This window comes from Chromatiaceae bacterium (genome assembly GCA_024235395.1).
Taxonomy (GTDB): Bacteria; Pseudomonadota; Gammaproteobacteria; order Chromatiales; family Chromatiaceae; genus Thiosocius.
In genome coordinates, this window is record JACKMK010000001.1 from 658,587 (window position 1) to 670,948 (window position 12,362).

The window sequence follows — 12,362 nt, forward strand, 5'->3', positions numbered from 1 at the left end:
CGGGACAGACCGATGAACGCACAGCGTATCTGGCTGCTGGGCGGGCTGTTGGGATTTGCGTCGATCCTGTTGCTGGTCCCGGACACGACGCTGCAGTCACCAGCCAGACAGGTCGCCGCGGTCGCCGTGTTGATGGCATTGTTGTGGATCGGCGAGGCAATCCCGATACCCGCAACCGCATTGCTGCCGATCGTGCTGTTCCCGCTCCTTGGCGTGCTGCCGGTCGAATCGGTCACTGCCAGCTATGCGAACCATCTGGTGTTCCTGTTCCTCGGGGGCTTTTGGCTGGCCGCCGCGGTCGAACGTTGCCAGTTGCACCGACGCATCGCGCTGCACGTATTGCAGGCGATGGGCACGCGGCCGGACCGGATCGTGCTCGGCTTCATGACGGCCACCGCCTTCCTGTCGATGTGGCTCAGCAACACCGCGACGACGATGATGATGCTGCCGATCGCCAGCGCGGTCGCAGCGCGCATTGGCGGTGATACACAATCGCAATTCGGCCGTTCCTTGATGCTCGGCGTCGCCTATTCGGCGTCGATCGGTGGTGTCGCCACTTTGATCGGTACGCCGCCGAACGCGGTGCTGGCGGGCGTTCTCGAGAGCACGCTCGGCATCAAGATCAGTTTCTGGCAGTGGATGCAGTTTGGGCTGCCGCTCGCGCTGGTGATGCTGATGTTGTGCTGGGCTTATCTGACACGCCTGAATGCACCGCTGCATAGGGCCGGCGGCACCGCGGGCGGTGCCGCGATCGTGGGCGAACTGGCCGCGCTCGGACCGATCGCCAGCGCGGAACGACGCGTGCTGACGGTGTTCGGCGGCGTCGCCTTTCTATGGATCTTCAAAGGCGCCTTGCCCGCGGCATGGCTGAATGAACTGAGCGACTCCGGCATCGCGCTGGCCGGGGCGATCGCGCTGTTCGTACTACCTGCCGGGCGCGGCCAGGGCGCCCTGCTCGACTGGTCGAGCGCTGCGCGCATCCCATGGGACGTGCTGATCCTGTTCGGCGGCGGTTTTGCGCTCGCGCAGGGATTTCAGACCTCCGGATTGAGCGCATGGATCGGCCTTCAGCTTGGCGCGATGCACGCCGTACCCTGGTATCTGATGGTCGCAGCCGTCGCGCTGGTCACCATCCTGCTTACCGAGGTGACCTCGAACACCGCGACCGCGGGCATGTTGCTGCCGATCGTCGCCGCGCTCGCAACGGCCGCGGGTCACAATCCGCTGTTGCCGATGACCGCGGCTGCACTGGCGGCATCGTTTGCATTCATGTTACCTGTCGCGACACCACCCAACGCCATCGTATACGCCAGCCGCCAGGTCAGCATTGCGCAGATGGCACGGGCCGGCATCTGGCTGAACCTGGCCGGGGTCGTCAGCATTACGCTGTTCGTCGCACTGCTGCTGCCCTGGATATGGGGGGTCACCCCCTGAACATCGGCATCCTCGCCGGCCACCTCCTACTTGCCGCGCCAATGGATGCTGTACAGATCGTGCCGACGATCGCGCAGGTTCTGCACCGTACCGCTGTTACGCGCCATGTGCAGGGTGTCGGGCCGCAGGTCGGCGAACGCCACCATCTCGACGTTCGGTGTCGTGTCGGCCGCGACACCATCGCGCGCGAACGGAAAATCGCACGGCGTGAGAATGCAGCTCTGTGCATACTGTATATCCATGTTGGCGACACCCGGCAGGTTCCCGACGTTCCCCGACATCACGACGTAGAACTGGTTCTCCACCGCCCGCGCCTGGCAACAATACCGCACCCGCAGGTACGACTGGCGCTCGTCGGTACAGAACGGCACGAACAGGATCTGTGCCCCCTGGTCGGCGAGATGACGCGCCAACTCGGGAAATTCCGAGTCATAGCAGATCAGCACACCGATGGGCCCGCAATCCGTGTCGATCGCGTTCAGTGAGCTGCCGCCCTCGATGTTCCACCAGTAGACCTCGTTCGGTGTCGGATGGATCTTCGGCTGCTCGTGGATCGCACCGTCGCGCAGAAACACATAGGCCACGTTTTCCACCCGACCGCTCGGCATCAGCGTCGGATGAGAACCACCGATGATGTTGATGTTGAAGCGGATCGCCATGTCCCGCAGCGCTTCCTTGAAGTGCGGCGTATGCCGGCTGAGCGCCTCGATGGAGGCCGCCGGACTGAGCTCCTGATCTTCGATCGACAACAGCTGCAGCGGGAACATCTCCGGAAAGACGACGAAATCACCCTTGTAATCCGCGACCACGTCGACGAAATACTCGATGAACGACAGGAATTCGTCGAACGATCTCACCCGGCGCTGCAGGTACTGCACCGTGCCGACCCGGATCGAATCCGGCAGGCGTCCGCCGTAGCGTTTCTCGCGGCCCTTCGCGGTTTCCTGGTCGACCTTGGGGTTGTGCCATACCAGGTGTACCGCGTAGCCAAGCGATTGTCGGTCCACGTCGAGATAGTGCGGTAGCAGGCCAATGAACTCGAAACCGTTGCGCAGTTGAAACGACAGGACCGGGTCACGTTGTTTTTTCTGTATCACCTCGTCCACGTACGCCTGCGCGCTGCCGAACTTCTTGATCCGTTTGTGCAGCGTCGGTAGGCGCCCGCCGAATACGATGCCCTTCAGGCCCAAGGACTGGCACAACGCCTTGCGTTGGTTGTACAACCGCTGGCCGATGCGGTAGCCACGATAGTCGGGATCGACACAGACCTCCATGCCATACAGCCAATCGCCGCGCGGATCGTGCCGCGACGCGTAACCGTTGCCGGTGATCTCGGTCCAGGTATGGGCCTTCAGCGCGAGCTGTTCGCCGACCCGAAACGTCGCGCAGTACCCAACCACCTTGTCGTCGACGACCGCGACGAATTGGCCGTCGGCGAAGTTGTTCAATTGACCGGTGAGCGCTCCTTCGGAATAACCGTACATCCCGGTGCCCGCATACACCCGCGTGGTGAGGTCCACGATCGCCGGTATGTCCCGAATGGATGCATTGCGCACGTGCAGACGGCTGCGCGGGTTTTCCAGCTCGGTTGGCAGATGGCCTTCGGTCATTGGCTCCTCCAGGGCAATGGAATGCGGGTTCGACAATAGCGTCAGGGACAGTCTACCCGTCCGCCGCGGTCACCTGCGACTGCTGCGTACCTGCGAGCGGCTCGAACGCCGCCCCTTGTCTTCGCAACGCTGCACGCCGGCGCCGACAACCGACGCGACGCAACTGTTGGTCTACTATCGCCTGTATGCCAGACAACACGGGGACTAGGGATCGCACCTCCGGCCGCCCGGGACATCCAGCCACGCAGATCGAGGGAGCGACAATGCCACCGCAAAGACCGCGGCGCTTCGGTGAATGGGTCCAGACCGCCGCGAACATCGGCTCCTTGGCCGTCGCGATCGTTGCGTTGGCCATCGCCTTCAATGCCGAAAAGCGCAACGCCGAGCGCTTCCACGCTCAATTGGAACAGAGCAGCCAGATCGCCAGGGCGAACATCCGGCCCCTGCTGAGCATCGCGTCGTCGGGATTCGTCGGGGTCAAACTTGTCGTCCTGAAGAACGATGGCCTGGGAACCGCTATGGTCAAACGCATACGATTCACCCGGGACAACGACAGCGTACTCAATCTGGCCGATCTTTTCCGGTTCGATCGGCCGGTCGTGTGGGACAATTTCTATGTTTTCGCCGATGGCGATTTCTTTCTGCCCGCCGGGGAACAGGTGACATTGGTCAATCTGACCAGCCAGGGACTGCGGCAACAGGGCTTCGAGCAGGCGGAGATCGCCGACCTGATGTCCGATTTCGACCGGCAGATGCGCGGCATTCATATCGTCATCGACTACGAGGACCTGCTCGGCAACCCGCAGCAGACATTGACGGCGGTCTGGTGATCCGGTCGGCACATCACGGAAGCGGCGACCGCGTCACGCTACTCGCGGGTCCTGGCGCCCAGCCCCCCGCCCTCAGCTTTACCGTCCTGTTGCCGACTGATAAGGCTCTAGTGCCCACAGCCCGATGACCCGAGTCTGCCCATGCCCACCTTTTTGCAGATCCTGCTACTTAGCGTACTCGCGTTCCTGCTGTTCCGTGTCTATCGCAAGTATCGGGTCGCCAGGCGTAGACGCCTGATCGACAGCTACCAGTTTCCCGCGCGCATCTCGACCAAGCTCAGCGACATGTATCCCCATCTGTCTGAGCCCCAGGTTGCCCTGGTGATCGATGGCCTGCGCGAGTACTTCCATATCTGCAACATCGCCGGTCGACGCATGGTCGCGATGCCTTCACAGGCCGTCGACGTCGCCTGGCACGAGTTCATCCTCTTCACCCGCCACTACAAGCAGTTCTGCGAAAAGGCCCTGGGTCGCTTCCTTCACCATACGCCGGCCGAGGCCATGTCATCGCCGACGATCGCCCAGCAGGGCATCAAGCGGGCGTGGCGCATCGCCTGTCGTCGCGAGCAGATCAAACCGGACGCACCCAACCGATTGCCGTTGCTGTTCGCGCTGGATGCCGACCTCGCGATCCCCGACGGATTCCGCTACGCCCTTGACTGCCGGAGATCCGGCGATGCCGCCTACTGTGCCGGCCATATCGGTTGCGGGGGCGGGTGCGGCAGCTGTGCGGGCGGCTGCGGCGGTGATGCCAGCGGCTGCGGAAGCGGCTGTGGTGGCGGCTGCGGCGGAGACTGACCCCAGTCGGGCAGCGCCTGCGTGAATAAGTCACACCCTGTTCGCGTACTCGGCAACATCGCTGATCCCGCGACTTCTCCATGATGGCATTCGACAGGACGGCGCGCGCCCCCTGTCGAATGAACCAATCAACACAAGGGAGAACGACTATGTTCATGAAACACACCTTCGCAGCTGCTTTCGCCGCCCTGGTCCTGACGGGTACCGCATTCGCGGAATCCAACGTGATCGGCAGCGTCGACACCGATGTGAGGGTAAACCGCGCTTCGCAGACCCAGTCCGGTCTGCTCAACAAGCAGGAAGCGACCTTCGGTTCGGTCAGCGACTCCAACGTGATCGGCGCCGTTGAGACCAATGCCCGTATCAACAACGCCTCGCAGCGGCAGTCCGGCCTGTTGAACAAGCAGGAGCTTCATGCCGGTTCGGTGAAGGACTCGAACGTGATCGGTTCGGTTGAGACCAACGCACGCGTCAACTCGATCAGCCAGAGCCAGAGTGGCCTGCTGAACAAACAGACCGCAAACGTTGGTGCAGTCAAAGACTCGAACGTGATCGGGGCCGTCACCACCAATGCATCCGTCAACCGTGCTTCGCAGAGCCAGTCCGGCCTGTTGAACAACCAGAAGATGAGCGCAGGCTCAGTCGACTGACCGATTGACGATGAAGGAGGAAAGGGGCCGCGGCCAGTGAAGGTCGCGGCCCCAGTGCGACTGAAGACAGGAACCCGGGATGGGAGCAGTCAACGATCCGGCTGCCCGACCGCCTGGACCAGATACCTGAGGTGCATGGTCATCATCTCACGCAGGTCGTGAAGTTCCCCGAGCCTGGCGAGCGATTCATCGTGACGCCCCTCTGAATAGGCACCCAACAGCTGTTCGGCCACCTGGTGCACGCGATTGTGCAACGTGCGAATCTCTTCGTACTCCGATCGTGCACCGTAGCGTTCTTCGCCCTCTCCGCGGAACCACTTGCCGAAGTGGCATTCATCGGCGCCGACCGGGAGCTCTGCTCTTCCATTGCCGGTAACCAGCTCATCGAATTCATTCACCCAGGCACGGTGCTCCACCAGGGCGAACACGAGCGGCAGATCGGCCGTCTGAATCGGATGCTGCCGCCGCCAACCGGGAGGCGGTTGCCAGCTGTCGACCCACTGCACGAAGTCATCGGCGGACATCGGCCGCCCAATGAAGAATCCTTGCGCAAGTTCGCAACCCAGTTGCAGCAGCAGTTCACCATGCTCGGCGGTTTCCACGCCCTCGGCTATCGCCTCGCGCCTGAATGCGGCCGCCAATCCCATGATGCCCTCGAGTATCGCCAGGTCGTCTCGATCGTCGAGCATGTCGCGGACGAAACTCCGGTCGATCTTCAGCTGTCCGGCGGGCAGGCTCTTCAAATAGCTCAGAGACGAGTAGCCCGTGCCGAAATCGTCCAGCGCAAACACGACGCCCAGCTGCTTTCCCTGCTGAATGATGCTGGAAACATGCGCGAGATCCATCAATGCCGTCGTTTCGAGTATCTCGATCGTCAGATCGGCCGGGTCCACGGCAGGATGTGTCTGCAGCATGCGGCGCAAACGGTCGATGAAGTCCGTCTGCTGCAGGTGGCATCCGCTGACGTTGACGCTGACTGGAACGTGCAGGCCCATTGCCTTCCAGGACTCCACCTGTGTCAAGGCCGTTTCCAGCACCCATTCGCCGAGCGTCGCGGCCAACAGGTGGTTCTCTACCAGCGGCAGGAAATCCGCCGGCTGGCGCATCCCACCCGATCCCTGCGGCCAGCGAATCAGCGCCTCTGCGCCAACCACCTCGCCTGTGCGCATGTTGACCTTCGGCTGGTAGTGCAGGACGAACTCTCGGGACTGCAGGGCCGCCCGGATCTGGCCGAGCCTTTCGACCTGCCCGCGGACGTTGCGGTCCTGTTCGGCATCGAACAGGTGGAAACGGTTCTTGCCGTCCAGCTTGGCCTGGTACATCGCCTGGTCCGCCTGACGCAGCAACTGGTCGGGATCCACAGGATCCGGCTGGGGATAAAAGGTGACCCCCAGGCTGGCGGATATCTCATGGACCTGGTCGTCCACGCGCAATGGCCGTGTCGCAGCCGCCAGAAGGCGCGGCAACAGATCGGCGCAGGCGCCCGGATCGGGCAGCCCTACCAACACCACGACGAACTCGTCGCCGCCCAATCGCGCAACCGTATCCTCCTCGCGCAGGGCATTCTGCAGGCGCCCCGCAATCTCGATCAGAAGACGATCGCCGACATCATGTCCAAAGCCGTCATTCACCTCCTTGAACCCGTCGAGGTCGAGGTAGACGACGGCGACCGTCGTCGCATGTCGTCGCGCCTGCGCGATCGCCTGATGCAGGCGGTCACTCAACAGCGCCCGATTCGGCAGGTTGGTGAGTGAATCGTGGTAGGCGATATGCTCCAGGCGCTCCTTGTAGGCCTTCTGTTCGGTGACATCGGTCAGCAGCGCGACGTAGTTCTGGATATCTCCGTTATCGCCTCGTACGGAGCTGATCGAAAGCAGCTCCGCAAACAGCGTGCCGTCCTTGTGCCGATTCCAGAGTTCGCCCAGCCAGAACCCCCGCTCGTGAAGGGATCGCCACATGGTCTCGTAGAAATCACGGCCCTGCCTTCCGGAACTGAGGAAACGCGGGTTCCTGCCGAGCGCCTCGTCCCTGGTATACCCGGTGATCCTCGTGAACGCGTCATTGACATCGATGATGTTGGCATGGCGGTCGGTGATGACGATGCCCTCCTGGGCCGAGGTGAATACCGTCGCCGCGAGACGCAGCTTCTCGTCGGAACGCTTGCGTTCGGTGACGTCGGTGCATCCACCCACCCATGCGAACGGTGGCCCAGCGTCGTCGACCAGCGGCGAGGAACGGTCCAGCCAGTGACGGTAGCTACCGTCGCCCGAGCGTATCCGGTATTCGTGCTCGAAGGTTTCCGACGAATGACGCCGCCGTTCCCAGGCGTGCCTCGCCCCCTCGTGGTCATCCGGGTGGATCATCGACATCCAGTCGGCGACGCCCACCGGGACCTCCGCGATCGGTCCACCGGGCGCCCGCGACCCCCGATCCAACCACTCGATCTGGTCACTCCCGGGATCCCATCGGTAGATGCGGTCGTAGACGATTTCGCCGGCCGCACGCAGACGCTCTTCGCTGGCCTGCAGCGCCCGTTCGGCCTGCTTGCGCGCCGTGCTGTCGTGAATGATCGACAACAACAGCGTACGCGGGCCATCCCGGACAGGCGTCGCGAACACCTCCACATCCCGCAGTTCACCGTCCGAACGGCGATGTTGGAACTCGAACGCATTCGCCTCTTTGCGGACTGCACGCATCCGGGCTGCCCTGGTGTGCGCCGGGTCCGCGGTATTTATGTCGCTGATGCGCAATCGGGAGAGCCGCTCCACCGGGTAACCGTAGAACCTGGCTGCTGCCGGGTTGGCCGCGATAATCTGCCCGGACTCGGGTTCGACGAGCAACATGACCAGGGTGTTGTCGTCGAAGAATCCCTGGAAAGGCGTTCCTTCCTCGCCCAGCATGACACGCATCTCCTGGTCGCTATCGCGTCATTGCACGACCGCGCCCGAAGCACCGACGACAAATCTTATGTCGCCACACAACGCGGACCGTCGGCCCCTCGTACCGTCATTGCCTCGGCATGCACGGCGATCAGGGACGAGCTGTACATAAAGACTGGTGCACATACGAGATCCTATTACGGCCGGGCGGCGGTTTTGTTTACGCGCCCGACTGATTCTCGAGTGATCCGGTCCGGGTGGTTCGGCCTGCCCGGCCGCCGGGAACCGGTCATTTCTCTACGCCGGATACCGGGGGTAAACTCCAGAAATGCAAAGCGGCGACCAACAGGCTGGGCTCGCCCGGCAGCTGCTCGCCGGGGTCTTTCACGGTGTGCTTTCAACGCATTCGGTTGAACATCCCGGCTATCCTTTCGGCTCGGTCGTTCCCTATGCACTCGGCCGCGACGGCTTACCACTGCTGTTGCTTAGCCACCTTTCACAGCACACGAAGAATGTCGACACCGATCGGCGGTGCAGCCTGACGATCCTGCAGACCGGCGACGGCGACGTGCAGGAACTGGCGCGTCTGAATGCGATCGGCGAAACGCTGCCGCTACCAGCGGTCGAGGATGGCGAACGTTACTTCGCCTACTACCCGCATGCACGTCCCTATCTGGACGATCTGGGATTCCGTTTCTATCGGTTTCAGCCGCTGCGCTTCCACTGGAACGGCGGCTTCGCGACCGCTCGCTGGTACGCGAACGAAAGGCTGGTACGTACAAACCCGCTGGATGCGAAGACCGAGGCCCGCATCGTCGCGCACATGAACAGCGACCATGTCGACGCATTGCGCGCGTACCTCGCGCACAGCGGTATCGATGACACCGGTGTCGTCGCGATGGTGGGCATCGATGCCGAGGGGATGGATCTGCGCGTCGCAGGGCAGTTGAAGCGCATCCCGCTGCTGCGGCCCATCGCCGATGCGGATGAGGCACGCAGGGTGCTGGTCGAGATGGCCGGTTGACTAGACGGCCGCCGGCGCTGAAACGTTGCGCACCGCACGCAACGGAATCGCCACGCTCACCGCGGTACCCTCGCCCGGCACGCTGTCGATACCGATCCTCCAGCCATGCACCTCGACAATCTCCTTGACCAGCGACATGCCCAGTCCTGAGCCCGCCCGCCCACGCGAACTGTCGGCCCGGTAGAACGGCTCGAACACCGCGGCAACCTCCTGTTGGGTCATGCCTATTCCCTGGTCCGCCACCGAAATCACCACGTCGTCACCGGCCACCTGCACCCGCGTCACGACCACGCCTTCGTCGGGCGAGAACTTGAAAGCGTTGTCCAGCAGGTTCGCGATCAGTTGCTTGAACTTCACGGCATCGACCGGTACCGAAGGCAGCGTCTCGGGCAGATGGACCTCCAGATGCTTGTGTCGTTCGCCCTGCAGGTAAGGCGCGAGGGCATCGCCGAGCAAGGGCAACAGGGGCTGCTGGCGGATGTCGAACGCCCTGCCGGCCTGCGTCTCAATCTGCGCCAGGCTGAGCAGGTCATCGAGCATGTCAGCAAGGTGCGCGGCTTCGCCGTGGATCAGCTGTAACGCCTCTCGCCGTTCTTTGTCGTCATCCGCCCGCCCGAGCATAGCTCCGGCGGCGACGAGGATTCGCCCCAGCGGGCTGCGAAGCTCGTTCGCAGCCGTGGTCAGGAACTCGTTCTTCACCGCATCCAGCTCGCGTTCGGTCGTGACGTCGCGAAAGTACATCACATGCGCCGTTCCATTGCCCTCGGCATCCTGCAACTTGCGCTCGCGGCACGACAATACCCGGGGTCGCGGCAGGCTCGTGCGAATCAGGCGAAATCCCTCGCTGTCATCGATATCGGTGATCTCACAGTGCACGCGCATCACGGGAAAAAAGCGGTGCCGGGGCGTTCCGGCCGCCTGCTCCGAAGTCATCCCGGTCATCTGAGTGAAGGCCTTGTTGACGAACGCGACCGCACCATCGGCATCGAAATACACGAAACCGTCCGGGCTGAGATCGAATACCGTGTCCAGCTGGCGACGGCGCTCGTGCACCTGTTGCTGAGCGACGACGCGCTCGGTGACGTCGCGATGGTCCCAGAGATGCGCATATTGAACACCGTCGGCAAGCAGCGGTAGATAGTCGGTCTCGATCAGGCGACCATCCACGAGTTCGAACACGCGATCGTGTACCGGCTTACCCGCATCGACGATGGCCTGCAGGGCCATACCGATCTGGCGGGGGTCGGCATATGCCGTTGCGATCTGCCGAAGCAGGTCTGCGTAGTCGCGCCCGACCAGTTCGCCGAACTGTTCAGGAACTTTGAACAATGCGCGGAACCGCTGGTTGACATGTACGACGACGCCTCGCATGTCGGTCATCAGAATGGCGCTGTGAAGATTGTCGAGCAGTGTCGTCAGCTGATTGGAGTTCACCTCGAGGTCGTTCCGCTGGCGCTCATTTTCGGCCATCAGGCCTGCCAGGCTGGAAGACATGCGGTTGAATGCCTGAACCGACTGGGCAATCTCATCGCGCCCCCGTGTCGGTATCTGAAACCCGAAGCGGCCTTCGCCGACCGCACGCGTGCCTGCGGTCAGCGAACGCAACTGCGAGGTGAGCAGCGAGCCCAACACCAGCGAAAACACCGCGGTCAACAACATCTCGGAGAACGCAATCCCGCTGAAGGTGCGCTTGGCACGGCTCAGTTCCCGCTGCAGGTGCTCGATCTCCAGGCCGATCTCGACGCTGCCATAGACCTCACCGCCGATCTCGATGGGTGCCGAGGTGTCGAAGACACCATCGTCCACGTCGGCGAATCGCAAATCGGCAGTGAACGCACGTTGCATTGCTGCCGCGTTACCCTGCTGCGCGAGCGTCTGCTGTCGGTCGCGCACCCGGGCATACACAAGACCCGGATTCTTCAGGACCTCGTTTACGAAACTCTCGAGCGAAGCCAGGTCCGATCCAAGGACCGCATCGGCTGCGGTGGTCGCGAACAGGGTCGCGGTGGTCTGGGCCCGCTGTCGCAACTGCTCCTCGCCCATGTGGCGCAGTTCGGACAGGCTGCTGAACACCAGTACCGCAAGCAGCACGGCCTCGATCAGTGCGATCCCCAGTACTGTCTTCAGTCGGAACGACATGGATGCGGTTAGCGCCTGTCTTCCGACAGTACGCCGATGCGCAGCGCACGCACATCGTCCCAATCCGCATCCGTGGCGGCCTGGAGCCCGTCGAATTTGATCGCAGCCAGCAGTGCCCTGCCTTCAGCGCTCTCGTTCATCTGTACCATCGCCGTTTGCACCTTCAGAAAGGTTTCTTCGTCGAGTGACGGGTGTGCAGCGATGGCGTGAGGCGTATAACCCTTGGTATGCCAAAGGATGCGCAGCTGCTCGCGCACCTCGGGAGCGACATTCTCGAAGGTGCGTTGGATGCCGCCGCCGGCCGGGAACAATCCCTTCGCGACACCACGGTAAACGGAGTCGTGCGAAGAGACATATCGTGCCGTGAACGGAACCCCCTGCTGGCGCAGTTCCGCCTGGGGCAACAACGTGGCGGCGAAAGCGGCCGGTGCCGGAAACGCCAGCTCGGTACCCGCAAGTCCGGCCAGGTCGCGAACCGTGTCGTCGCGACGCACCACGATGATCCCTTTTATTCGAGCTCCCGCCTGACGGGCCATCGCGCGATAACCGGGCGCCCGGTTGAAAACCGTGAAATGGTAGGGGTTCATGTACGCCAGGTCGTACTCGCCGGCGCGCACGCGGCGTTCGAACTCCGGGATATTCGGTGCCGTCTTGAAAACGAGCTCGAAACCCGTCTTGCCGCTCAGGTATCCGAGGACCGGTCCCCACAGCATCGCCAGCTTGCTCGCCGCCTGCTGCGGCACGATGCCAAATGTCAGCGTGCGCCCCGCCGCGTCTGCCCTGGCGCCACCGAGCGCCAGCAGCCATGCCGTTCCCAGCGCGATGATCCACCGCTTCATGTCGTCTCCCCTATCGGTTTTCCGGTAATCGGTTGCGACAGGCCACTCCTTTAATGCAACCGCCCGACAGGTTCAGACTGCAACAGAGCTGCCGCTAACTTCGGATGGGCCGCAGGCATGCGCAATTACCCACGCCGGCCCCGGATACGACCACGGCGA

Annotated in this window: 9 protein-coding genes; 5 read left to right on the forward strand and 4 right to left on the reverse strand. The window is 62.8% G+C overall.

All coding sequences use genetic code 11. The annotated features are described in order from the left end of the window. Window positions 1–12: 12 nt before the first annotated feature. On the forward strand, window positions 13–1,434 hold the full coding sequence (locus H6955_02985) for an SLC13/DASS family transporter (GenBank protein MCP5312493.1): 1,422 nt from the start codon (window positions 13–15) through the stop codon (window positions 1,432–1,434). 26 nt (window positions 1,435–1,460) lie between these two features. Here H6955_02985 and H6955_02990 read toward each other — a convergent pair whose 3' ends face one another. Then, entirely contained in the window at window positions 1,461–3,044 is a 1,584-nt protein-coding gene (locus H6955_02990) for a GNAT family N-acetyltransferase (GenBank protein ID MCP5312494.1), read from the reverse strand. Between the two features lie 263 nt (window positions 3,045–3,307). Here H6955_02990 and H6955_02995 point away from each other — a divergent pair, with 263 nt between their 5' ends. The 3 genes from H6955_02995 (at window position 3,308) to H6955_03005 (ending at window position 5,322) form a co-directional block, all read left to right on the forward strand. Beyond that, window positions 3,308–3,874 (forward strand): hypothetical protein, encoded by a 567-nt coding sequence (locus tag H6955_02995; GenBank protein ID MCP5312495.1) that lies wholly within the window; start codon window positions 3,308–3,310, stop codon window positions 3,872–3,874. 141 nt (window positions 3,875–4,015) lie between these two features. Beyond that, window positions 4,016–4,672, forward strand: coding sequence for a hypothetical protein (locus H6955_03000; GenBank protein ID MCP5312496.1), 657 nt, complete (start codon window positions 4,016–4,018; stop codon window positions 4,670–4,672). 149 nt (window positions 4,673–4,821) lie between these two features. Then, entirely contained in the window at window positions 4,822–5,322 is a 501-nt protein-coding gene (locus tag H6955_03005) for a hypothetical protein (GenBank protein ID MCP5312497.1), read from the forward strand. An 89-nt stretch (window positions 5,323–5,411) separates the two neighbouring features. Here the strand turns inward: H6955_03005 and H6955_03010 are convergent, their stop codons facing one another. Further along, the gene (locus H6955_03010; protein ID MCP5312498.1) at window positions 5,412–8,222 is read right to left on the reverse strand and encodes an EAL domain-containing protein; all 2,811 of its coding nucleotides are present in this window, start codon (window positions 8,220–8,222) and stop codon (window positions 5,412–5,414) included. A 307-nt stretch (window positions 8,223–8,529) separates the two neighbouring features. Here H6955_03010 and H6955_03015 point away from each other — a divergent pair, with 307 nt between their 5' ends. Next, window positions 8,530–9,225, forward strand: a complete 696-nt coding sequence (locus H6955_03015) for a DUF2470 domain-containing protein (GenBank protein MCP5312499.1) — start codon at window positions 8,530–8,532, stop codon at window positions 9,223–9,225. Here the strand turns inward: H6955_03015 and H6955_03020 are convergent, their stop codons facing one another. After that, window positions 9,226–11,364, reverse strand: a complete 2,139-nt coding sequence (locus H6955_03020) for a PAS domain-containing protein (protein ID MCP5312500.1) — start codon at window positions 11,362–11,364, stop codon at window positions 9,226–9,228. It lies immediately after the preceding gene. Window positions 11,365–11,372: 8 nt separating this feature from the next. After that, window positions 11,373–12,203 carry a phosphate/phosphite/phosphonate ABC transporter substrate-binding protein gene (locus H6955_03025; GenBank protein MCP5312501.1) on the reverse strand — a complete coding sequence of 277 codons (831 nt, stop codon included), beginning with the start codon at window positions 12,201–12,203 and terminating at the stop codon, window positions 11,373–11,375. Window positions 12,204–12,362: the final 159 nt, after the last annotated feature.